20 protein-coding genes and 1 pseudogene are annotated in these 23,609 nt (G+C 68.1%); 10 read left to right on the top strand and 11 right to left on the bottom strand.

Annotated features, from left to right (window positions below):
* The first annotated feature begins 246 nt into the window (after positions 1–246).
* Positions 247–465: a helix-turn-helix transcriptional regulator gene (locus BACI71_RS07305; RefSeq protein WP_159756973.1), complete on the top strand. Its 219-nt coding sequence runs from the start codon at positions 247–249 to the stop codon at positions 463–465.
* Between the two features lie 231 nt (positions 466–696).
* Here the strand turns inward: BACI71_RS07305 and BACI71_RS17890 are convergent, their stop codons facing one another.
* The 8 genes and pseudogenes from BACI71_RS17890 to BACI71_RS07270 form a co-directional block, all read right to left on the bottom strand.
* Entirely contained in the window at positions 697–987 is a 291-nt protein-coding gene (locus BACI71_RS17890) for a hypothetical protein (protein WP_236552879.1), read from the bottom strand.
* Positions 945–1,253, bottom strand: coding sequence for a phage integrase central domain-containing protein (locus tag BACI71_RS18240; protein WP_443018455.1), 309 nt, complete (start codon positions 1,251–1,253; stop codon positions 945–947). The genes BACI71_RS17890 and BACI71_RS18240 overlap by 43 nt, the downstream gene beginning before the upstream one ends.
* Positions 1,254–1,410: 157 nt before the next feature.
* A pseudogene (locus BACI71_RS07295) lies at positions 1,411–2,139 on the bottom strand (family 43 glycosylhydrolase); the annotation flags it as partial.
* Between the two features lie 289 nt (positions 2,140–2,428).
* The gene (locus BACI71_RS07290; protein WP_159756970.1) at positions 2,429–5,458 is read right to left on the bottom strand and encodes a TonB-dependent receptor domain-containing protein; all 3,030 of its coding nucleotides are present in this window, start codon (positions 5,456–5,458) and stop codon (positions 2,429–2,431) included.
* Between the two features lie 242 nt (positions 5,459–5,700).
* On the bottom strand, positions 5,701–6,102 hold the full coding sequence (locus tag BACI71_RS07285; protein ID WP_159756967.1) for an NUDIX hydrolase: 402 nt from the start codon (positions 6,100–6,102) through the stop codon (positions 5,701–5,703).
* A gap of 113 nt (positions 6,103–6,215) precedes the next feature.
* Positions 6,216–6,665 carry a nuclear transport factor 2 family protein gene (locus BACI71_RS07280; RefSeq protein ID WP_159756964.1) on the bottom strand — a complete coding sequence of 150 codons (450 nt, stop codon included), beginning with the start codon at positions 6,663–6,665 and terminating at the stop codon, positions 6,216–6,218.
* Between the two features lie 56 nt (positions 6,666–6,721).
* The gene (locus BACI71_RS07275; protein WP_159756961.1) at positions 6,722–7,909 is read right to left on the bottom strand and encodes a histidine-type phosphatase; all 1,188 of its coding nucleotides are present in this window, start codon (positions 7,907–7,909) and stop codon (positions 6,722–6,724) included.
* 100 nt (positions 7,910–8,009) lie between these two features.
* Positions 8,010–10,811 carry a TonB-dependent receptor gene (locus tag BACI71_RS07270; RefSeq protein WP_159756958.1) on the bottom strand — a complete coding sequence of 934 codons (2,802 nt, stop codon included), beginning with the start codon at positions 10,809–10,811 and terminating at the stop codon, positions 8,010–8,012.
* Between the two features lie 715 nt (positions 10,812–11,526).
* Between BACI71_RS07270 and BACI71_RS07265 the strand changes: the two genes are divergently transcribed.
* The gene (locus BACI71_RS07265) at positions 11,527–12,411 is read left to right on the top strand and encodes a CPBP family intramembrane glutamic endopeptidase (RefSeq protein ID WP_159756955.1); all 885 of its coding nucleotides are present in this window, start codon (positions 11,527–11,529) and stop codon (positions 12,409–12,411) included.
* Positions 12,412–12,451: 40 nt separating this feature from the next.
* Positions 12,452–14,002 (top strand): cryptochrome/photolyase family protein, encoded by a 1,551-nt coding sequence (locus BACI71_RS07260; RefSeq protein WP_159756952.1) that lies wholly within the window; start codon positions 12,452–12,454, stop codon positions 14,000–14,002.
* Positions 14,003–14,141: 139 nt separating this feature from the next.
* Here the strand turns inward: BACI71_RS07260 and BACI71_RS07255 are convergent, their stop codons facing one another.
* On the bottom strand, positions 14,142–14,558 hold the full coding sequence (locus tag BACI71_RS07255) for a cupin domain-containing protein (protein ID WP_159756949.1): 417 nt from the start codon (positions 14,556–14,558) through the stop codon (positions 14,142–14,144).
* Between the two features lie 288 nt (positions 14,559–14,846).
* Between BACI71_RS07255 and BACI71_RS07250 the strand changes: the two genes are divergently transcribed.
* A complete protein-coding gene (locus tag BACI71_RS07250) occupies positions 14,847–15,404 on the top strand; it encodes a hypothetical protein (RefSeq protein ID WP_159756946.1) in 558 nt (185 codons plus the stop codon).
* A 61-nt stretch (positions 15,405–15,465) separates the two neighbouring features.
* Positions 15,466–17,856, top strand: coding sequence for a M10 family metallopeptidase C-terminal domain-containing protein (locus tag BACI71_RS18125; RefSeq protein WP_159756943.1), 2,391 nt, complete (start codon positions 15,466–15,468; stop codon positions 17,854–17,856).
* 141 nt (positions 17,857–17,997) lie between these two features.
* On the opposite strand, the gene BACI71_RS07240 is transcribed toward BACI71_RS18125, so the two are convergent.
* Positions 17,998–18,558, bottom strand: a complete 561-nt coding sequence (locus BACI71_RS07240) for a septal ring lytic transglycosylase RlpA family protein (RefSeq protein WP_159756940.1) — start codon at positions 18,556–18,558, stop codon at positions 17,998–18,000.
* Between the two features lie 109 nt (positions 18,559–18,667).
* Between BACI71_RS07240 and BACI71_RS07235 the strand changes: the two genes are divergently transcribed.
* From BACI71_RS07235 to BACI71_RS07215, 5 genes are all read left to right on the top strand, one after another.
* On the top strand, positions 18,668–19,582 hold the full coding sequence (locus BACI71_RS07235) for a DNA/RNA non-specific endonuclease (protein WP_159756937.1): 915 nt from the start codon (positions 18,668–18,670) through the stop codon (positions 19,580–19,582).
* Positions 19,583–19,680: 98 nt separating this feature from the next.
* Positions 19,681–20,688, top strand: coding sequence for a hypothetical protein (locus BACI71_RS07230; protein ID WP_159756934.1), 1,008 nt, complete (start codon positions 19,681–19,683; stop codon positions 20,686–20,688).
* Positions 20,685–21,440 carry a hypothetical protein gene (locus BACI71_RS07225; protein WP_159756931.1) on the top strand — a complete coding sequence of 252 codons (756 nt, stop codon included), beginning with the start codon at positions 20,685–20,687 and terminating at the stop codon, positions 21,438–21,440. The genes BACI71_RS07230 and BACI71_RS07225 overlap by 4 nt, the downstream gene beginning before the upstream one ends.
* 132 nt (positions 21,441–21,572) lie before the next feature.
* Entirely contained in the window at positions 21,573–22,652 is a 1,080-nt protein-coding gene (locus BACI71_RS07220; protein ID WP_159756928.1) for a M4 family metallopeptidase, read from the top strand.
* Complete coding sequence (locus BACI71_RS07215) at positions 22,652–22,963, top strand: protealysin inhibitor emfourin (protein WP_159756925.1); 312 nt, start codon at positions 22,652–22,654, stop codon at positions 22,961–22,963. Before BACI71_RS07220 ends, BACI71_RS07215 begins: the two co-directional genes overlap by 1 nt.
* 7 nt (positions 22,964–22,970) lie before the next feature.
* Here BACI71_RS07215 and BACI71_RS07210 read toward each other — a convergent pair whose 3' ends face one another.
* Positions 22,971–23,510, bottom strand: a complete 540-nt coding sequence (locus BACI71_RS07210; RefSeq protein ID WP_159756922.1) for a hypothetical protein — start codon at positions 23,508–23,510, stop codon at positions 22,971–22,973.
* Positions 23,511–23,609 lie beyond the last annotated feature (99 nt).

The raw sequence follows: 23,609 nt of genomic DNA, 5'->3' as shown, positions 1-23,609 counted from the left end.
ACTACGAGGATCGGCATCCGCTGGGGCCCGACCCGCTGCTCTACGGCTTCGGCTGCACCTCGATGACGGTGCACCTGCCCAATCTGTCTGACTGATATTTATTTCGACGCAGGTCAATGAAAAGCATCGTACGCGGTGCCGGCATGGCGCACACCCGGCGGCAGTGATGCATTCCCGCCACTCTTGCAACCACTCGCACCCCTGTCCCGCTATGTCTGCAACACCCCTTGAAGCTGCGAGCACGCCATGGACCGTTCACTGCATCCCGAACGCATCATCCGGCTAGGCGCGGTGGTGGAGCGCACCGGCCCTAGCCGTTCGACGCTGTACCGCAAGGTGGCGGACGGCAGCTTCCCGCGACAGATCGCCATCTCGAGGCGCTGCGTCGGCTGGCGCGCCAGCGAGCTGGAGGTCCGGCTGCACAATCCGGTGTTCTTCCACGTCGACGAGCTGCCGCGCCGCTAATCCGGCGGCGCCCGCCGTCATGCCGGTGACGAACTCCGCCCATGCACACAGCATGCGGCGGCGCGCGGTGAGATATAGTGCGGTGTTGTAGGCGCCGCGCACCTCGTCGCGCTCGACATGGGCGAGCGCCAGCTCGATCCAGTCCGGCCGATAGCACTCCGTTTCATTGGCCCATGTCGAGGCGAGACCGCAGAAGCCGTGGACGGACTGGCGGCCACTATACCCTATCCGCTAGCAGCCGTAGATCATCGTGTTCTGCGAGATCGCCTGCTCCGGCTTCTCGCCGGCGAAGACATAGCGGCTACGGCTGTAGCGGCGCACGTCAGCCAGCAGCGCCACCACTGCGGGTGACAGCGGCACGAGATGCTCGCGTTGCATCTTCATCCGGGTGACCGGCACCCGCCACAGCGGCTCGGGACCATCGAGCCCCTCGAACTCGTCCCATGTCGCCAGCCGCGTCTCGTTGGTCCGCGCCCATGTCAGTAGGTGAAGAGCAACGCCGCGCGGGTGACCGCCCGCCACCTCGGCGCTTCGTCACCATCATAGCCATCAATCGCGCGTACAAGCTCCGGCAGCTCGTCCACGCCGACCCGCGGCATGTGGCGCACCCGCGGCTTCGCCTTGAGCAGGTCGCCGAGATGTTCAGCAGGATCGCGCTCCGCCCAGCCCACCGAGATGGCGAAGCGGTAGATCCGGCTGACATGCTGCTTCAGGCGCCGGCTGACGTCGAGTGCGCCGCGCGCCTTGACGCTGCGCACCATCGCCAAGACATCGGCAGCGGTGACCACCTTGAGGTCGATATGCCCGAGCGCTGGAAAGGCATCGCGCCCAAGGCGCAGCCGTTCGGCACGGCCCCGTCCCCGCCCCCGTCAGCGGCTGCACCCACGTCGACTGGGAGTTGTAGGTCCGCGGGTCGCCGAACGTGGTCGGCGCGGTCCAGGGGCCGGCCATGCTGGTGGCGGTCTGATAGGCGGCCTGGTTCGGGTTCCATCCCGTCGCGGCCGAGGTGATGAGGAAATAGACGCCGTCGCGTTTGAACACCGCCGGCGCCTCGCGGTGATTGCCCGCCAGCACCTTTACCAGCGAGTCGATGCCGGTGAAGCTGTCGTTGAGCTTGTAGATGTTGAGGTCGTAATTGTTCTTGGCGGCGGAGATGAGGTATCCGGTGCCGTCGTCATCCAGGAACAACGTCATATCGCGCGACTCGTTGTCGAGCGGGCGAAACTCGCTTTGATAGACGTAATTGCCGTCGACCGTGTCGGAGGTCGCGACGACGACCCTGGCCTCGTTATAGTTGGTGCCGTTTTCCTTGTGCGCCCATAGCACGTACTTCTTCGTCGCGGCGTTGTAGATGATCTTGGGCCGTTCGATGTTCGAGGTGTTGAGGCTGGTGGCCGACGCCGCGGTCAGCACGTCACTGGCGAAGGTCCAGGTCTTCAGATCGGTGGAGCGGTACATGCTGACCGCCTTGAACAGATAGCCGGTGCGGTTTTCGCCGAAGAGGTAATAGGTGTCGTCGACCTTGATGATCCCGGCTCCATGCGCCTGGATCGCATTGCCGGCCGTATCGGCGAACTGCGATCCGTTGTTGATCGCGACCGACTCCGCCAGCGCGGGCGTCGTCGCAGCGATCAGCGCGGACGCCAGACAACAGACTGATTTCCATGAAAACATGGTTCAACTCCTCTCCAAGGTCATCGGCTCGACCGACGATCCGTGGAAAGATTAGGGCGGAGGAATAAATATGACAAGTTACTAAGAAACTCGAAGTGGAATCTATCCTGTTGGAGTGCAGGAGTAAAAACGTGATCGATGCAGCCGAAGCCTATGTAAATATGGAAATATATTCATGTATGCCTGGGGTCTGCGGATCGGATGCCAATACCGCCGGGTATGAGAGCGTGCCGATACTTGGCGCGCCCCGGTGTCGTCGCATAATCCGACACCGGGGCGCACGCACCACCTAGAAGCGCGCCGACAGGCCGACCCGCACCGTCCGGCCGCGGACCTGATAATAGGTCGGGTAGGTGTTGAAATACTGCCCGGTGCCGTACGTGAGGTCCTGCCCGATCAGCGGCGGGTCCTTGTCGAACAGGTTCTGGACGTTGAAGCGCACGTCGATCCCCTTCACCAGCGTCACGTTGGCGTTGAAATCGAAATAGCTGTAGGCGGGGATGCGGTTGGCGAGCGGATAGGTCTGGCCCGCGGCCGCCTTCAGCACCGTGCTGCTCGACAGCTTCGAATTCTCGGTCCCGCCGATATAGCGCCACGTGAAGCCGATGCCGCCCTTGATCCACGGCAGCTGCCAGTTGACCCCCGCGACATGCCGCCAGCGCGGCATCGGGTCGGCGCAGGCGAACCCGAAATAACCGAGGCACGACCAGGGTGTATTACCCGGTGCGAACTGCCGCTCGAACTTGGTGGTCAGCGTGCCGTTGAAGTTCAGCCCGAACGTGCCGAGGTTGTCGGCGATGCCGAGCCGCTTGGGATCGAGTGAATAGCTGGTGCTGAAGTCGATCCCGCGCGTCGCGGTATAGCCCGAATTGTTGTAGCGGGCGTCGGCGACCAGCAGCTGCCCGGTCTGCGGATCACGCTTGTAGAACTGGCAGAAATATTCGACCTTGTTGTCGTAGCATTGGTTGAACGCCATCCCGATCCGTGTCCATTCGAACGCGCCCTGGATGTTGATGTCGTACCAGTCGGCCGAGGCCGTGAAGCCGGGAATGCCGCGTGGCTGCAGCACCACGCCGAGCGTCTTGCTGCGCGAGCGTTCGGGCTGCAGGTCCGGATTGCCGCCGTTGATCAGCGTCGTCGGGCAGAAGCCCTGTGAATCGCACCCGGTGTAGCTGCCCAGCGCGTCATATTGCGCGCGCGTCATCCCGATCGAGCATTGGTCGAACGTATAGCGGGTCGCGCCCTTGCCGTCGCTCGCAGCGCGCGGCGGGGCGCACAGATCGAGCTGGAGGTTATTGGGGTAGCGGTTCTCGCCCTCGAGCCGCTGCTGCACCCCGACGCGCACCGCGCGATTGTAGCTGCCGCGGAAGCGCAGCCCGTCGGCCGGCGCCCAGCTCGCCTCCGCCTTCCAGCTGCGGATCAGCTTCTGGTAGACGTCGTAATCGGAGATCCGGTAGCCGCCGTTGATGCTGAGTTCCTTGAAGAACGGCTTGTCCTCGATCAGCGGGATGTCGATCTCGCCGCCCAGTTCCTTCACGCTGGTCCGCCCGTCAAAGGTGGTGAAGGTCGACCAGGCGCCGAAGCCCTGCGACTGATTGCGGTATTTGCGATATTCGCCGGTGACCGCAAAGCCGATGCCGCTGGTCGCGAACGGGCTCTTGAGCCCGTATTTCTCGAGCGTGCCGGAAATGACGCCGTTGAAGACCTGCAAATCGTTTTGCTGGCGGCGGCTGCCGTCGCCGGTCACATAATTGTAGACGGCGTCGCTGATCGTGGCGTTCGAGGAGAAGGCATCGATCGGCTGGCAGTTGGGATCGGTGCCGTTGATCGCCGACAGGCAGGTCGGCACGCCACCCACGTTGCGGACCTGCAGCCCCTTGGTCAGCCGGTCGACCTGATCGTCGAAATACAGGTGGTCGGACGCCCCCTCCATGATGTTGCGGGTCTGCTGGTAGCTGAGCTCGAAGCGGATGCTGTCGACGATCCGCCCCGACAGGTTGAGCGAGCCGCGCCAGTCGGTGGTGGTGTTGCGGAAGTTCTGGATCATCCCCGGCCGGAACAGCGACAGCGCGATCGGGTCGCTGAGCGCGGTGGTGCCCGCCCTGGCGCCGCAAATCTCCTGCGCCTGCGCCGCGCTGAGGAACGGATTGTCGCAATTGACCGGCGAGGACGGGGTGTAGAGGCCGCCGTCGACCGAGTTGGCGCCGCGCTCGTTGATGCGGCTGTAGAGGAAGCTGCCGTTGAGGCGCAGTCCGAGCGGCAGTTCGGCGGTCAGGAAGCCGCCGGCATTATAGGTCTCGCTGCGGCGCTGGATCGAGTCGACGCGCTGGATACGGACCTCGTCGGCGGTGTCGTACGGGCGGAAGCCGCGCGACCCGTCGCGAAGGTTGGTGCGGTCCTGATTGTTGATGCTGAAGTAATTGTACGGGTTGTAGGTGGTGCCGTCGCACGCATAGCTGGTGTTGCCGGCGTCGCGATTGTTCGGGTCGAACATCAGCAGCGGGCAATTGACCGTGTCGATGTCGCGATAGGCGATCGGCAGCGCCAGCTTGTAGGTCGCGAACGCGCTGATGTTGAGCGCGCCGCCGAGCAGGTTCTTGCCCGCCGCCAGCGACGCAAAGTAATTGCCGCCGCCCAGCCACGGTCCGCGTGGATAGGTGTAGCCAGCCTTTTGCGCGGTCTCGCGCAGCAGCGCGCTGTCGTTATTGTGGCTGAACCCGCTGACCTCGCCGTCGAAGGCGATGCCGTCGAATTTGCGCTTGAGGATGAAGTTGACGACGCCCGCGATCGCGTCCGAGCCATAGACCGCCGAGGCGCCGCCGGTCATGATGTCGATCCGGTCGATTAGCGCGCCGGGGATGATGTTGACGTCATTGTCCATCCGCTGCCCGTTGAGCAGTGTCAGCGTGCGGCCCGCGCCGAGGTTGCGCAAGCCCACCGGCGCCGCGCCCGACGTCCAGCTCTGCCCCTGCAACCCGAGCATCGGGGTGACCTGCGGCAATTGCGCGAGCGCATCCTCGACCCGCGCGAGCCCGCGCTCCTTCAGATAGGTCGAGTCGATCGTCGCGATCGGCGCGTTGCTCGCCATGTTGGGGCGGATGATCCGCGTGCCCGTGACGATGACGTCGGCGGGATCGACCTTGTCCTGCTTCGCGTCGATCCGGTCGGTCGAGGCAGCGACGCCGGTGACGGGGGGCGTCTCGTCCTGTGGTGCAGGGGTAACGCTATCGGCAGCGACCTGCGCGCTCGCCATTCCCGGCCATGCCAGCGCAAGAAACGACACGCCGAGCAGGTGCCGCACGTAACGATATTCCCCCACTTTATACCCCCAGAATTTTTTTCTGAGGTCCTTCAAGCATATCCGCAGTTACATTACAAATATATTATACAGTATTTAGCGCTACCTGCTTGGGGCGAGGCGCGTCATCGGTGCCGTCGTTATGCGGGCGTCTGCGTCAGGTATGGCAAGTGCCCGACCTGTCGTTCTCCGATCTGCACCGGTGACGATGCCGCGCAGTTCGGGAAGCACTACCGCGATCTGCGAGCGGCGCGGCCGACGGATCAGAGCGCGCGAAACAGGGGCAGGATGTGGTCGCGGGTCAACGGTGCGAGCGGCAGCGCCAGCGCCGTTACAGGATCGACCCAGACCGCCGCCTCGATCTCCGATCGTATGGCGGGAGGCTGCCGTGTCCGCACATGGAAGATGTCGGCATCGACGATATGGCCGGGTTCGTTCGCCGCCGGTGCCGCGTAGCGGCCGAGATGGCGTGCCTCACCCTCGGCCAGCACCAGCCCGATTTCCTCGACCAGTTCGCAACGCAGGGCGCTGACCGCGCTCTCGCCGTCTTCGATCTTGCCGCCCGCTTGCATGAACCAGCCGGTCCCGGCCTTGCGTACCAGCAGCAGGCGGCCGGCGCCGTCCTCGATCAGGGCGGCAGCGATCCGGATCGCCCGGGCGCTCATGCGGCGGAACCGGTCGCGGCGTTGCGCCCAACCGCCACGCCGCCCCGTCGGATATCCGGCGTCATGGCTCGTCCTGCCGCATGGCGCGACGCACGCATCAGCACGCCGACGGGTCAGCGCGCCGCGGCGATCGTCGCCTGTCGCGCGATCAGTTGCCAGCCACCCGTGCGCTTCGCCCAGATGTCGGTGAACGGGCGGGTGACCTGCTTGCCCGCGCCCGGTCCCTTGAGCGGGACCATCGTGTCATAGCCCATGACGACCGTCACCTCGGGCTTCTCGCCGACGAAGGTGATGTGCTTGCGGAAATCCTTATAGTCGAGGAAGTCCTGCGCCATCAGCGCGATCACCTCCTCGCGGTGCAGCACGGTGTCGCCGGGCGAGTTGACCACGAAATCCTCGGCCCACACCGTCCGCACGCCGGCCGCGTCATGCGCCATCATCGCCTTGCCGAGCCGGCCATAGGCCTGGCCGATCCCGGGCGGCATCCGCACGCCGGGGGCAAGCTGTGCCAGCGCCGGGGCGGCGGCGATCAGCGTCAGCAGCGGTGCGGCGATCCGGTACATGACATGCCTCCCATGCGCGCCGCGATCATGCCGTGCGCCGCCGGTCGCCGCAACGGTCAGTTGTCGTCGCGCACCGGCGGGGCCAGTCGTGCGCCCAGCAATGTCGCGAACCGCTCGACCGGGCACAGCCGTGCGCAGCCCGGTACCGTCATCGCTGTCGTCGTCACGCGGTTTCCGAGCCGGCCGAGTTCCGCGGGCGTCTGCGTCCGGTACGACAGGCGCACGAACCGCGCGCCGCGGGTGTCGCGGAGCAGCTCCATCGCCAGCGCGCCGGCGGGGGCGGTGTCGTTTCTGGCATAGTCCGGCGACACCAGATCGACCCCCAGCGCCGCCGCGAGCGCGGTGACGTTGGTGTCGTGGCCGACCAGCAAGTCGAGCGCGGGGCTGTCCTGCGCGGTCAGCGACGCGAGCACGCGGCGGCCGAGCGGGCCGGCCTGATGCGCGGCCATGTACGGGGAGCGCGTGAAGACGTCGAACAGCGCGGCATGGAGCTGCCCGAGGCGCGCCAGCACCGCCGGCGTTGCGCGGCCCCAGCCGGGGTGCGGCATCCCCTCGGCGGCTTCGAGCAGCAGCACCTGCGCGATCCCGGAGGTGCGGCGGATCGCGCCGTCGAGTTCGACGCCGCGGCCATCGGCGGTCGCGCGCAGCGCGGCGGGCGCGCCGGGGCTGCACGTCGGCTGCGCGCAGGCCAGCACGCGGTCGAGCAGCCGCAGCCCGGCGGCGTGCTTCGCCACCAGCCGGTCCATCCCGCCGGTGAAATGCTCGATCGACGCGATCGCGTCGGTGGCGCGGAAGTCGGTGGTGTGCGCGCGGAGTGCCTCGAACAGTGGATCGACCTCGCCGGCCGCGCGGTGCCCGACCGCGATGGCGCAGCCGGGGGCGAAGCCGGCGACGAAGCCTTCGCCGCTGTCGATCGTCCGCTGGCTGACGTTGGTCCAGACCGTTACGCTGGCGGGTGTCGGGCAGCCGGTCGCGGGGAGTACGCCGAGCGCAGCGAGCCACGCGCGGTCGGCGCGGCCGCGGATCGCCATCGCCCGCGCGCCGTGCGGGGTGATCTGCTCCGCGGCGACTGGCCAGCGCGGCCACGGCGCGGCGGTCAGCGTGCCGGCGGGCACCTCGCCGTCGATCGGCGCGCGCACGCCGTGGCGCATCACCATCACCACGCGCTCGACCTGTGGGGTGGCGGTGGCGAGGGTGGGGGTGGTGGCGATGGCGAGCGCGAGCAAGGTGTGGAGGAGCTTCATACGTTTTCCCGAGGCCCGTCATTGCGAGCGCAGCGAAGCAATCCAGTGTCGGACCAGGACGCCCTGGATTGCTTCGCTACGCTCGCAATGACGGTTGTGCTTAGCGCGTCATCGTCAGGCTGATCTGGAAGACGCGGCCGGTCTTCAGATAGCCGCCGTTGCGGTCGTTCGAGATATACTTCTCCGACTTGCCGACCGTCGTCCAGTAGCTGGCGCTGTCGAGCAGGTTGCGCGCCGACACGCCGATCTCGAGGTGATCGGTCGCGGCGAACGCGAGGCCGAAGTTCAGCTCCTTGAGCGGCTGGACATAGATGTCGGGCTGGCTGTCCTGCACGGTCGCCAGCACGCTGCCGGTGTAATTGTACCACAGGTTCGCGCGCATCGGCCCGGCGGCGTAGAACAGTTCGGCGTTGTAGATCAGGTTCGGCGCCTGCGGCAGCCGCGAGGTGCGGATGTCACTGGCGGCGATCTGATAGGTCGCCTCGGTCTTCTGCAGCGTCACATTGCCACCGACACCGACGCCGCTGAGCAGCGGCGAGGTGACGAGGTCGCCGATCGTGAAGCGACCCGACGCCTCGATGCCGGTCGCCTTGCCGCCGCGCCCGTTGGCGGGGCGGACCAGCACGACGGTCTGGTTGCCGACCTGTTGCGAGCCCTGCCCGAACGAGCGCGTGCCGGTGGGCACGAGGATGTTCGACAGATCCTTGTGATAGACCGCGACCTGCGCATAGCGACCGGTGCCGCCGTAATATTCGACGCCGAGGTCGTAGCTCCACGCCTCGACCGGCTTGAGGTTCGGGTTGGGCTCGCTGATCGTGATCTGCGCGTCGGTCGCCTCGCCGCTGCGCCGCGTCGGGCCGGCGAGCTGGTCGAACGCCGGGCGTGCGTAGCTGGAGCGCACCGCGCCGCGCACCACGAAGCGGTCGTTGGGTCGCCACGCCGCCAGTACGCTGGGGTCGACATGGTCGTAATCGCGCCCGGCGTTGACGAAGCGCGCCGTCGCGCCTTGCCCCTGCCAGAAGCGCGCACGATAGCTGTTGTCCTCGTAGCGGACGCCGGGCACCAGTTCGAACGTGCCGGCGGCGAGCGTCGCGGTGGCGTAGAGCGCCTTGCGCGTCTCGTCGCCGGTCAGCAGCCCCTGATTGATCGTCGCCTGCGACACCGCCACGGACGGCACCAGCAACCGCGCCTGGCTGTCGAGCTGCGCGCGCGACAGCACCTTGATCGGACGCACCGGGTAGTAATCGAGGAAGTCCTTGAGGACGTATCCTAGATATTCGTTGATCGTCGGCCCGGTGACGCTGCCGTTCTGGAGCGGGGTGCGGAAGCGGTAGCGGGTGTTGTCGGGCGCCAGCGAGCGGCCGGTGCGATCCGAATCCTCGTACAGCCCGCCCACTTCGACGCGGCGCAGCACGCCGTCGCCGTTATGCCCGATGCTGGCGCGCAGCGTCTTCTTCTTCTCGCTCAGATAGTCGTAGCCCTGCTGGACATAGAGCTGCGTCGGGCGATCGAGCGACGCGACATAGGCCTGCGCGCCCGTCGACAGCACCGGACGCGGCGAGACCGGGTTTGACAGGTCGACGCCCCACGCCTCGGTCGCGGTGCCGCTCTGCGTGGCATTGCCGTAGGAGATGCCGCGGAACGCCGCCTCGATGCGCGTCGGCTGGTCGAAGCGGCCGTCGGCATAGGCCCCCTCCAGCGCGGCGGTGAAGCCGTTCCAGTGCGCCTTCGCGCCGAGTTGCGCCGAGAACAATTCCTGCTCGACGTCCTCGGTGCGGAAATAGCTCGCCGGGTTGACGCCGATCGGCGTGTAGACGCCGGCCGCGCTGTACGCGGTGGTCTTGCCGCCGTTATGCGCCTGCGACGGATTGGGGTTGCTCTGGCCGCTGGTCAGCTCGTTGCGCAAGCCGGTCTGGTTCATCGTGTTGGTGTTGAGATACGTCGCGTAATTGACGCGCGCATACAGGTCGAGCGCGTCGGTACGCATGTCGAGCGAACCGCTCGCGCCGTACCGCTTGATCCGGTTGTTGTAGAAATTCCACTGCACGCCGTCCGCCGACAATGCATCGCCGTTGGCGCGCGCGGTGCCGACGTTGACCTTCGTGGTCTTGTAATCGTTCTGCACCGCGGTCGATTCCGCGGCGTTGGCGCGTTCCTCGTAATAGCCCGCGAGATAGAAACCGAATTGCTGCTCCGCGCCGAAGCGCCGTGCGGCGTCGATCCCCATCGCGCCGCCCCATGCCTCCTGATTACGGTCAAGCGCGAGGCCCGCGCCCTGCGCCAGCACGCGGCCGCGCGTGAAGTTGGTGCTGAAATCGAACGCGGTCGGCGTGCGCAGGTCGATGATCCCGGCGATCGCATCGGCATCACGCGCCGCGCCCGGCGTCTTGTCGACCACCAGCCCGCCGATCGCGAACGGCGAGAACAGGTTGAGCGAGATCGCGCGCCCGGTGCCCGCGGTCTGCGGCAGCCGCACGCCGTCCAGCGTATAGGCGTTGAAGCCGGTGTCGAAGCCGCGGATCGTCGCGAACTGCGCCTCGCCGGTCGCGCTCTGGTTGCGGCCCTGATCGCGCGACACCGACACGCCGGGCAGCCGCCGCGCGAGATCGGTGACGTTGGTCTGCGAGTTGATCGCGACGTCGCCGGTGGTGATGATGTCGACCACGCCGGGCAGGTTGCGCTCTTCGGCGAGCGCGCTGCGATCACGACGGCCGTTGATCACGATGTCGCCGGTCAGCACCTCGCTGGTCGTCTGTCCCGCGGTCTCCGGCGCGTCGGGCGCGCGCTCCTGCGCGAACGCGGGCAGGCTGAGCGCGAGCGCCGAACAGGTCAGCAGCTGACGGACGCAGGACGAACGACGCCGGCGCCGCCGGACAGCCGGCAGCGGAAGATGCGAGAACATGGAACCCCCGATATGATGTGCTTATGGGCGGCAGTCGCCGCGCGGCCGCGTTAGGGCCGGTCTGCGACGATTCGATGACACCAATTTATAACTTTTATGAAACCAGTCACCCCGCTCGATAGGGCGAGCCGGCCGTTCGGGAAGCGTAACCCTCTCCGGGTCGTGCCGCGCCTGTCCGCCCGACGATCAATTCTCTATCGGAAGGCATGACCGATCCGGGCATCGGTGCACGACGGCGCGTGACCCGCCGACCGGTCGCCGCTGCCAGCCGGTTCCCGAGACCGATCCGGCAACGACGACGCGTTCAGGGCTTGCGCCGCAGCGACCAGATGACATTCGCCAACGCGGTGAGGATCGTGGCCACCGCCAGCAGCACGGGCGTGTCGATCATCATGACTCGACCTCCTTTCCTGCCACTACCTCAGCAGGTTAGGGGCATGTAGGAAAGAACAAAAAGAGAACAATGCAGGCTCCCTCCCTTTTGAGGGAGGGGCTGGGGTTGGGTTACGTCCAGGTAGTACGGTTGCCTTATCGCGCTGCTGGCGACCGTAATACCAAAACGCTACCCACCCCGACCCGGCGACAGGTAAACGTTGCGCCGCATCGTTTAGATCATGCCGGGGGCATGACCGACCTGTCACTCTTGAAAAGGGAGGGGCGTGTCGGCCGGAGATAACATACCCGTATCGCTGATTTCTCCGGCATAAGACCCGGCATGACCCCCGCAGCGGACCGCGACGACGATATGCCCCGCTGGCCCGCGGCCGCGATCGCGTGCTTCCTGCTCCTCACCATCCTGTTCGGCGCGCCGTTCGCGATCTTCGCACGCGCCGCGCCGCAGGATCCGCTCACCGCATTGATCGGCGCGGCGTTCATGTGGACGCCGGGGCTCGCCGCGCTCGTGACCTGCCGCGTGTTCGGCCGCCGCATCGCGGCGCTGCCGTGGCGGTGGCCGGCGGCGCGCTATGCGTGGCTCGGCTATGCGATCCCGGTCGCCTATCTGCTCGCCGCCTATCCCGTGCTGTGGGCGACCGGGCTCGCCCCGGCGAGCATCGCGGCCTTCGATGCGGGCGCACGCGCCGCGCTCGGGCTGGGCGAGGGGACCGCGACGCTGGTCGCGGTCGTGCTGGTCGCGACGGTCGGGGTCGTTCGCGCCGCCGCCAATGCGCTCGGCGAGGAGATCGGCTGGCGCGGCCTGCTGGTGCCCGCGCTCGCCGACCGGCTGTCGTTCGCGGGCGTCGCGTTCGTCAACGGCGTCATCTGGTTCGCGTGGCACATCCCGAGCATCCTGCTCACCGATTACAATGCCGGCGCGCCGGTCGCGGTGACGCTCGCCTGTTTCGGGGTCGGCACGATCGCGATGGGTGGCATCGCGGCGTGGCTGTCGCTGCGATCGCGCTCGCTGTGGCCGGCGGTGCTGCTCCACGCCAGTCACAATGCGTGGACCGAATTGCTGTTCGACCGGATGACGGTCGTCAACGCCCGCAGCGCCTGGTGGGCGACCGAGTTCGGCATCGGGCTCAACGCCACCACCGTCGTCGCGCTGCTGCTGCTGTGCTGGCTGGGCGGCGTCCCTGCGACACGCGCGGATCGCCGCTGACCCGCGCGCCCCAAACATGGATTGGGGCGTTCTCGCGATCATGACCATGCTGATCCCGGTGCTGGGCGACCAGTTGACCCACACGCTCGCCAGTTTGCGGGACGCCGACCGCGCCGGATCGGTGGTGCTGATGATGGAGGTGTGGGACGAGGCGACCTATGTCCGCCATCACAAGAAGAAGATCGCGCTGATCTTCGCGGCGATGCGCCATTTTGCCGAAGCGTTGCGCGCGGACGGCTGGACGGTCGACTACGTCCCGCTCGACGCGCCCGACAACACGCACAGCTTCACCGGCGAGGTCGCGCGCGCCGCGGTGCGCCACGATGCGCGCGCGATCCGCACCGTCGCGGGCGGCGAATATCGCGTGCGGCAGGCGCAGGACGACTGGGGCTTGCGCACCGGCCTGCACGTGGAGATCCTCGAGGACGATCGCTTCGTCTGCCCGCTCCCCGATTTCTACACCTGGGCGCAGGGGCGGCGCGAGCATCGCATGGAATATTTCTACCGCGACATGCGCCGCCGCACCGGATTGCTGATGACCGCCGACGGCAAGCCCGAGGGGGGCAAGTGGAATTACGACCACGACAATCGCGACACGCCGCCGCGCGGGGTCAATTATCCCGCCCCCGAACGCTTCGCGCCGAATGCGATCACGCAGGACGTGCTGGCGCTGGTGGCGCAGCGCTTCGCGGATCATTTCGGCGACCTTGATCCGTTCGCGCTGCCGGTGACGCGCGCGCAGGCGCTGTGCGGGCTCGATCATTTCATCGCCGCCGCGCTCCCCGATTTCGGCCGCTATCAGGATGCGATGATCGCCGGGCAGGACTATCTGTTCCACAGCAGCCTGTCCTCCAGCATCAACCTCGGGCTGCTCGGCCCCATCGAGGTGTGCGAGGCGGCGGTCGCGGCCTATCAACGCGGCGACGCACCGCTGAACGCGGTCGAGGGGTTCGTGCGGCAGATCATCGGCTGGCGCGAATATATGCGCGGCATGTACTGGTGGGACATGCCGCGGCTCGCGACGCGCAACGCGCTGGAGGCCAATCGCGCGCTCCCCGATTTCTACTGGACCGGCGACACCGACATGCGCTGCCTCGCCGAAAGCGTCGGGCAGACGAAGCGCGAGGCCTATGCGCATCATATCCAGCGGCTGATGGTGCTCGGCAATTTCGCGCTGCTGGCGGGGATCGATCCGCAGGCGGTGTCGGACTGGTACCTCGTCGTCTATTTCGACGCCTATGAATGGGTCGAGATGCCCAATGTGATCGGGATGAGCCAGTTTGCCGACGGCGGCGCGATCGCGTCGAAACCCTATGTGTCGAGCGGGGCGTATATCGACCGGATGTCCAATTATTGCGGGCGTTGCCGGTTCGACGTGAAGAAGAAGACCGGCGCGGATGCGTGCCCGTTCAACGCGCTCTACTGGGATTTCCTCGCGCGCCACGAGAAGCGCTTCGCGGGCAATGCGCGGATGCGGAATATGTACGGGACGTGGGGGCGGTTTTCGCCCGAGAAGCAGGCGGAATATCGGGAGAGCGCGGCGGCGTTCCTTGAGACGCTGACCCCGGCGGAAGAGGGGTGGGCGCGGTAACCGTGATGTCGGTGGTTTCTCCTCCTTCGTCGCCCCGGACTTGATCCGGGGCCCCGCTTCTCCTTCTCGACCGAGGGGAAGAAGCGGGATCCCGGATCAAGTCCGGGATGACGGAAAGAGGCAGGCGCCCGCCCCAATCTCAGCCGCCGACGACGTCCTTCACCTTCTCCGCCGCCTTGGCGAGCAGGCCCTTTTCGGCCTCCTCGGCCTCGGCCTTGGTCCTGAAGGCGGCGCCCTCGGGCTCGGCGGGCGGCGCGTAGACCGAGAACAGCTTCAGCACGCCCGCGCCCTTGTTGACGACGTTATGCTCGGCGCCCTTGGGCACGACGACCAGATGGTTCGGTCCGGCGGTGGTGTTGTGGCCGTCGATCGTCACCTTCGCCTCGCCCTCGACGATGAAGGTCGTCTGGTCGGCGCGGTGCGTCTCCATCCCGATCTCCTCGCCGGCCGGGATCGCCATCAGCACGATCTGCACCTTCGCGTCGCGGTACACTTCCTTCTGCCACAGCTCGTTCTTGCCCGCGAGCGCGACCATGTCCTTGTTGAAGATCGCCATGAAGCTCGTCCTTTCTCGAATGGAGTCGAGGGGACGAACGGCGCAGCCGGCGAAGGGATGCATGAGGGGCTGGGGGGCGACGCGACGTCGCCCCCGCGGGAGTGTCGATCAGCTCGTTAGGTAAGGCGCCGACCGCCGTCAGATCGTTCAACGTAGCGCCCCTTACCTGTGGCGGCAAAGACCCACCCGGCAGCAAATGAGCCGGCGATGACAACAAGGTTAAAACCCCATTGACGCTGCCCCGTCGGCAGGACAGTCTCCGTCGAAACTTCCTCGGAGGAGACGGGAGTGGCGACAGGGTACCGGTCGGGGGCAAGGATCGCAGCGGCGTCGTCGCTGGCGCTGCTCGCGGCTGACGCCGGCGCCCGGCCCGCGGCGCCCGGCCAGCCGCCGGCCCCCGCACCCGCCAGCCCCGCGCCGATCTGGCAGGACCTCACCGCGCTCGGCATCACCTGCCTCGTCCACACCCCGCGCGGGGTCGACACCGGCGCGCTCCACGACCGGCTGTGTTCCGCCGTCACCCGGCAGGCTGCGAAGGGCGCGCCGGTGCCGGTCGAGACCGCCGCGCTCGGCGGCGCGGCGCTCGCGCCGGGGCGCGTGACCTTGCTGGTGCAGGCGACCGTCGCGCCGGTGCACGGCGCGGACGTGATCGCGCTGACGCTCCGCCCGTTCCGCAATGCCACCGGGTCGGGGCAGTTCTTCGCCGCCGCGCCGCGGATCGTCGCGGCCGACGATGCGGCGGGGCTCGACCGCGCGGTCGCCGCGCTGCTCGCCGAGACGCTGCCGTGGCAGGCGGTTCGCGCCGCGCGCGGGCGTCCGCTGCCCGGCGCGCCGCCGCAATCCTGACGCGGATAACGGCCGCACCAGACCATCAATGTAGAGACCAAAAAGAGGGGAAGACGGGTTTATGGCGATCGGAAACACCGCTGAGATCGAGCAACTGATCCAGCACAGCGAGCATCAGAGCAGCGTGCTCAAGGATGTGGCCTGCACCTGCCCGGCCTGCACCGGCGGCGTGCAGAAGGACGTCGGCTTCGTCGACCCGCTGGCGGGGCTCAAGCTGACCGCCGAGCACGGGTCGGTCGATTATCTCGCCGGCACCACCGCCGCGAACGGCAAGCCGATCTGGTCGGCGGACCAGATCGCCTCCTACCTCAACCGCTCGGGCGCGAGCTGGATCGGCGGGCCGGACCCGGCGCGACAGGGCGACAGCAACCTGCGCGAGGTGACGTTCGGCTTCCACTTCTCGCAGGAACAGCTCGCGGCGAGCGGCTATTCCTATCGCTACGAGGGCAAGGTCGAATATCTCGACGAATATTTCAACTTCGGCGCCTTCAATGCCGCACAGCGCGACGCCGCGCGGCTCGCGATCGGCTTCTGGGACGATGTCGTCGATATCTCGTTCCGCGAGGTCAACGCCTATCAGGCCGACATCAACTTCGGCAATCTCGCCAACGCGCCGGACACGCAGGCCTATGCGCGGCTGCCGTTCGGCACGGTCGACGATGATCCCGTCGTCAACGGCGACGCCGAGCGGATCGTCGGCGACGTCTGGGTCTCGGCCAGCCAGCCGAGCAACTTCCAGCTGACCCCGGGCGGCTACGGGCTCAACACGCTGACCCACGAGATCGGCCACTCGATCGGCCTGTCGCATCCGGGCAATTACAATTTCGGCCCCGGCTTCGCGGTCAATTACGCCAATGGCGCGGAATATTATCAGGACGCGCGCAACTACACGATCATGTCCTACTGGAACCCGGGCGCGATCGGCGCGGGCGACATCGACTGGAACACCATGGCCTATGCCTATGGTGGCACGCCGATGATCCACGACATCCTTGCGGTGCAGAAGATGTACGGCGCGGACACCACCACGCGCACCGGCGACACCGTCTATGGCTTCAACTCGACCGCCGGCAAGACGGTGTTCGACTTCACGGTCAACAAGGCGCCGATCGTGACGATCTGGGATGCCGGCGGCAACGACACGCTCGATGCCTCGGGCTATCGCACCGATCAGGTGATCAACCTCAACGCCGGCTCGCTCAGCAGCATCGGCGGCGTAACGATCGAGGAAGTGCGCGATCGGCTGTCGTTCGACCAGGTCAACGCCAACCGCGCCGCGCTCGGCTATGAAGCGATCGACCGCGCCAGCTACGACCGGCTCTATGCGCAGCTCCTCAACGGGCAGCGCAACCTCGCGCTGACCGACAATGTCGGCATCGCTTATGGCGCGATCATCGAGAATGCGGTCGGCGGCAGCGGCAACGACACGATCATCGGCAACGGCGTCGTCAACCGCCTCGACGGCGGCACGGGCACCGATATCGTCAGCTATCGTGACTCGGCGGACGCGGTCGCGGTCTCGCTGCTGACCGGGCGCGGCACCGCCGGCGATGCCAGGGGCGACATCTACCTCAATTTCGAGGGGATCGAGGGCGGCCGCGGCAATGACACGCTGACCGGCGACAATGGCGCCAACATCCTGATCGGCGGCGCGGGTGCCGATACGCTGATCGGCAACGGCGGGTTCGACACCGCCAGCTATCGCACCTCGACGGTCGGCGTCGCCGCGTCGCTGGCATCGAACGGCGGCACGGTCGGCGATGCCAAGGGCGACAAGTTCGTCAGCATCGAGGCGCTGGAAGGCGGCAGCGGCGACGACGTCCTCTACGGATCGAACAACGCCGATACGCTGACCGGCAATGCCGGCAACGACAAGCTGTACGGCAACGGCGGCGACGACACGATCTTCGGCGGTGCCGGCAACGACATCCTCTACGGGCATGACGGCAACGACTGGCTCGATGGCGGCTCCGGCAACGACCAGCTGTACGGCGGGCGCGGTACCGACACGCTGTACGGCGGCGACGGCGACGACATCCTCGACGGTGTGTTCGACGACGACGTGCTGTTCGGCGGCGCGGGCAACGACACGCTGCTGGGCGGTGACGGCGACGACCTGCTGATCGGCGGGACCGGCAACAACATCTATGTCGGCGGCTACGGCGCGGACATCTTCCGCTTCGTCAGCCTGGGGGTGAAGGACACGGTCAAGGACTTCACGCGCGGTGTCGACAAGATCGACCTCAGCCAGCTCGATGCCAAGACCGGCGGCGCGATCGATCCGTTCAAGTGGCTCGGCGACGGCGCCTTCACCAAGACCGCCGGCGAGCTGCACACCGTACGCGTCGACGGCCTCTACTATCTGGAAGGCGACGTGAACGGCGACGGTGTCGCCGACTTCTCGATCCAGACCAACCTCAAGATGCTGTCGAGCGACATCATCTTCGGCTGATGACGGAAGGCCGCGGGCGGCGACGCCCGCGGCACTGTCACGGGAACGCGGCGCGGCGGGCGATGCTCACCGCGCCGTGGTGCGTTTTCGCCGCACGAAATGGAAGCGATCTGCCGGTCGACGATCGGAGCCGCCAAGGCCTTACATCCCCGAGGCCGCCAGCTGCGCGCGCCAGAACGCCAGCGCCGTCGGATCGGCGTCCGGGCGTGGTGCGGCGGGCTTGCCGTGGCGCAGCCGCTCACGGTCGCGCTCGGGCGGTTCGACGACGCGCACCCGCACCGCGCCGTGCCCGGAGTCGCGCAGCCCCAGCGCCTGCGCCGCGCCTTTCGACAGATCGATGATCCGCCCGCGCGCGAACGGGCCGCGATCGTTGACGCGCACCACGATCACCCGGCCGGTATCGAGCGACGTCACCTCGACATAGCTCGGCAGCGGCAGCGTGGCATGCGCGGCGGTGATCCAGCCGGGGCGGAACTTCTCGCCGCGTGCGGTGCGGTTGCCGCTCTCGCCGCCATACCAGCTCGCGCGCCCCAGCATGTCGTAATCGGGGGCGGCGGCGGGGACGTAGCTGACCCCGCGCACCACATAGGGCCGGCCGATCGTCACGGGCGTGTCGCTGACCGCGCGGTAGCGTCCGCCGCAGCCCGCGAGCAGCAGCGCCAGCGCGCCGATCAGCCAGGCGGGGCGGGGAAGCGCGTGCATCCCGCGTCCGCTACCCGGCGACCGGCGTGCGGGCAATGCCGCGCACGGGCCGAACGAAGCGCGCGCTCATGGATTATGCACGGTCGGGCGCCTTTTGCGGAGACAGCGTATGACGACGATCGACCTCCACTACCGTCCCCGGCTGGTGGATCTGCGCCCGCTGGTCGCACCAGCACCGGCGCTGCTGGCGGAAGCGCGCACCTCGTCACCCGCCTCGCTGGCGGGACGCGAGGGCTATAGTGCCGACCATCTCGGCGCGTTCGCGGTGCCGCTGCCGACCGTCCCGGCCGACGCGGTGCTGCCCGTCGCAGGACGCGACGACGGACGGCTCGACTATACGCATTTCACCGTGGTGATGTCGCGGACGCGGCGGCTGGCGCTGTTCACCGCCGCCAATCTCGACGGCAGCGCCAGCGTGTCGGTGCCGCGTGGCGGCGATCCGTGGGCGCTCGACGGCCGCATCCCCGCGGAAGCGCAGGCCGGCGACGCGCTCTACGCCGACAACGATTTCGACCGCGGGCATCTCGTCCGCCGCGAGGACCCGAACTGGGGCCCCGACGCCGCGACCGCCAACCGCGACACGTTCCACTTCACCAATTGCGCGCCGCAATTGTCGGTGTTCAACCAGCGGACGTGGCTGGAACTGGAGGATTATATCCTCGCCAACACCCGTCGCGTCCGCGAGCGCGCCAGCGTCTTCACCGGCCCGGTCTTCCGCGCCGACGATCCCGTCTACCGCGGCGTCGCGATCCCGCTGGCCTTTTGGAAGGTGGTGGCGTTCGTTCACGACGACGGCCGTCCGTCGGCGACCGCCTATCTGATCGCGCAGGAGGTCGACGTCGACGGCATGGCGCTGCTGTTCGGCGCGTTCCGCACCTATCAGCGCTCTATCCGGTCGATCGCGGAGATGACCGGGCTGGATTTCGGCGCGCTGCCGGACGTCGACGGCTTCTCGAACGAGGAACGCGCGACCGGCGAGACGGTGCGGCAGCGGATCACCGGGGCGGCGGACATCAGGGTGTGAGGCAATCGGGCCCCGCCCGCTAACCCCCTCGAAACGCTGTCCTACATCGCGCGACTATGGAAGGATCGCCCCGACTCGCCGATTGAAGGAGCGTGCGGATGCGTCGTTCGGTCCCGTTGCTGCTGTTGCCCGCCCTGCTCGCCGGGTGCGCGGGCAATGCGATCCGGCTGGAGTCGGCCGGGGCGGTGCAGCGCGACACGCGCGTCGCGGTCGCCGCCAGCGCGCGCTATTTCGACGACATCGAGGCGCGGCGCCGCGCCGCTGCGGCCGCGCTGGTCGCCAGCGATCCGGGCTGCCTGCCGCTCACGCCGCTGCGGATCCAGATCCCGCTCGACCCGCGTGCCACGCCGGCGCCTTTGTGTCCTGGCGACGCCGCACCCGCGCCCGGCCATGCCGCCTTCGCGATCGACATCGCCGACAGCCCGCGCGCGATCCTCGCGCCGCGCATCGCGTTGCTCGCGGCGGTCGCCGATTATGCCGATGCGCTCGCCGCGATCCTCGACGCGCCCAAAACCGATGTCGTCGCCGAGCTGACCGCGTTCGCCGATCAGGTCGACCGCGTCGCGCGCTTCGGCAATTTCGTCGCGGGAACCGACATTCCCGGCATCAACGCCGCTGCGGCGAGCGAGCAGGGGCAGAGCCTGATCGCGCTGATCGCCTTCGCCGACCAGCTCGCGCGCGAGGCGCGCGACGTGAAAGCGGTGCGCGCGCTGGTGGCGGAGCGTGGCGCGACGGTCGATCGCGCGCTCGCCGCGCTCACGGTGCAGGTCGATGTCTGGGGCAAGGGCGCGGCGCGCACCGCCGACGATCTGTACGGCAACGCGCTGTTCCGCAGCTATCTGCGCGGGCGCGCCGATCTGGGCGCGGCGCAGCGCGAGGAACTGGCAGCGCGGATCTTCGCCGCGCGTGCCGCCGCGCGCGATGGACCGGCACGCGCCGCCGAGGTGAGCGCCGCGCTCGCGCTCGCCGCGACCGCGCAGGCCGGGCTGCGCGACGCGCTTGCCGGACGCTTCACGCCCGCGCAGCGCCGCGCCGCGGCGCGCGTGAACATCGATCGTCTCACCCGCGCACTCGGGCTGATCGCTTCGCTGGGGACGCCGCTATGACCGACTTCGCCACCGCCGTCGCAGCCGCCGACGCGCTCGCCGACCAGCTGCAAGGTCTGGTCGAGGACGCCCGCTTCGTCCCGCGTTTCTTCGACACGTTGTTCGGGTTGCGCACCACGCTCGGCAGTGCGCGCGACCGCTTCGCCGCGGCGCCGGTCGCCGGCGACCAGCCGGCCTATGCGTCCGTGCAGGATCGCAGCGAGCAGGCGGTCGCGATCGGCGCGGCGCTCGCTCCCGACGATGACGCGGTCGCGCGCTACGCCGCCGCGGTCGGGCGCGCGATCACCGCGCTCGGCATGCCGGTCGCCACCACCCGCCCGGCGCTGCGTGGTACGTTGCGGCTCAGGCCCGACCCGCTGCGCAAGACTGCCGCCGCGCCGCCGCCCGCCGAGCCTTATTACACCAGCCTCGTGAAGCTGTTCCCGGTCGAGGCGGTGACGCTCTACCCGCTCGCGACCGGCATCGCCGCCGGTCATGCCGGGCTGCGGTTACTGCTGATCGGGGTCATTATGCTGTTCGTCGTCGCCTTGCGCTGGTTCGCGACGCAGGATGCGGGCGGCAGCGCGGACGTGCCGGCGATCGCGGTCGCGGTCGTGTCGTTCGCGCTCTACGCCGCGTCGCTGGGCGGGTTCGGCTATCTGCCCGGCGGCGCAGCGCAGACCACGCAATTGCTCGCCTTCCTGACCGTGATGTGGGTCGCGCTGGTGCCGTTCGCGCTCCGCCGCGCCCGTCGCGATGGCGCACCAGAATGAGTTGGCTCCGTTTTGTCGTCATTGCGAGCGCAGCGAAGCAATCCAGGGCGTCCTGGTCCGGCTCTGGATTGCTTCGCTACGCTCGTAATGACGGGAGCTGACGCCCTTTTTCGTTCTAGAAGGAGAATGCCGATGTGCCCGCACGCCCACCGCCACGCGCTGCACTGCATCCTGCCGCCGTACATCCTGTCGCGGATCGCCGAGCATGGCCCGCCCGAGCTGCGCGCGGCGGCGATGCGCGGGCTGCTGGTCGATCCGACGATCCGCATCGTGCGCGCGACCACCGCCGGCCCGGTGCTCGGCGCGCTGGCGCGGTTGCGCGCCGCGGCGGGCATCGTGCCCGCACCGACCCCGCTGCGCACGATCCGCGATGCGAAGGGCGCGGCGCAGGCGCCCGGCGCGACGATCGTCCGCCGCGAGGGCGAGGCGCCGACCGGCGACCCGGCCGCCGACGAGGCCTATGACGGGCTCGGCGCGACCTTTGCGCTGTTCTGGGAAGCCTATGGCCGCAACTCGATCGACGATGCCGGGCTGCCGCTCGATGCGACCGTCCATTACGATCGCGATTACGACAATGCCTTCTGGGACGGGACGCAGATGGTGTTCGGCGACGGCGACGGGCAGCTCTTCAACCGCTTCACGGTCGCGCTCGACGTCATCGGGCACGAACTGGCGCATGGCGTCACCGAAAAGGAGGCGGGGCTCGCCTATTATGGCCAGTCGGGGGCGCTCAACGAGAGCATATCGGACGTGTTCGGGAGCCTCGTGAAGCAGCATCTGCTCGGGCAGAGCGCCGCGGAGGCCGACTGGCTGATCGGTGCCGGGCTGCTGACCGCGGCGGTGAACGGCGCGGCGTTGCGCTCGATGAAAGCGCCCGGCACCGCCTATGACGATCCGGTGCTCGGCAAGGACCCGCAGCCGGCCGACATGGCCGGGTTCGTGCGCACCAATCAGGACAATGGCGGGGTGCACATCAACTCGGGCATTCCGAACCGCGCCTTCTATCTCGCCGCGACCGCGATCGGCGGGCATGCGTGGGAGCGCGCCGGGCAGATCTGGTACGATGCGCTGCTCGATCCGGCGACGCGCGCCAATACCGATTTCGCGGGCTTTGCGCAGATCACCCGCGACGTGGCCACGCGCCGTTATGGCGCGGACGGCGCGGAGGCGAAGGCGGTCGCCGACGCCTGGGCGACCGTGGGGGTGTTGTGATGGCCGACGAGGCGCGGCTGCGCGTCGAGGGCGGATTCGCGCACTTTCCCGGCCGCGCGCGCGATCATGCGGTGGCGCTCGACGATCTCGACCCGCCGGTGCGCGCGCAGCTGTGTACGCTTGCCGAGGCGGCGGACTTCTTCGGCTGCGCAGCCCCCGACGAGGCACCGCGTCCCGACGCGCGCACCTATACGCTCGGGCTTACGCTCGGCGAGCGCACGCGCGAGCTGCGCGTCGCCGAGCCGATCCGCGATCCGGCGCTCGCCGAGCTGGTGTCGACGGTGCGGCGGCTCGGGGAGGGGCAGGGGTAGCGCGGGCCTAGGAGCGCCGCCGTACCCGCACGCCGGGCTGACGCCCGACCGTCAGCTTGTACGAGCCGAGCGCGGCGCGCTTGACCACCACGGTTTCGCCGGAACGCGGGGCGACCGCGAACGCCTGCCCGTCGGTCTGGAGCCAGCGCGAGCCGTCGGCCAGCGTGAAGCTCCAGTTGCCGTCGCCGGTCCGCGCCGCCTGCGCCAGCTTGCCGGTCAGCGTGTCGAGCCGGTTGCCGTCGGCGTCCTGCAATGTCGGCAGATCGGCGGCGCGGCGGCGTTCACCGAAGCGCGCGCGGCGCTCGGCCTCGACCCTGGCGCGGTCGACCACCACCACCTGCCGCGCGGCGATCGCGCCGTTCAGCGCCCCCGCGGCGGCATCGAAACATTTCAGCCGCGCCGCATCGCCGGCGATCGTGCGGCAGCGGAGCACCGCGTCGGCGACCCCGCTGCGATCGGGCGACGCGGGATCGGCGCTCGCCACGCCGGACAGGCACGACACGAGGATTGCGCCAAAAACAGGCACGAAGACCGTCGATCTGCTCATTTTTCCCTCATCATCGGCCCGAAAGTGTAACCCGACTGCAACAGATCTAAAATTTCGTTGCAATTCAGACTAGTCGAGATTGCCCATTATTTCCGCCGT

Source organism: Sphingomonas sp. 8AM (genome assembly GCF_902506455.1).
Taxonomy (GTDB): Bacteria; Pseudomonadota; Alphaproteobacteria; order Sphingomonadales; family Sphingomonadaceae; genus Sphingomonas.
This window is presented reverse-complemented; position numbering and strand designations above follow the sequence as displayed.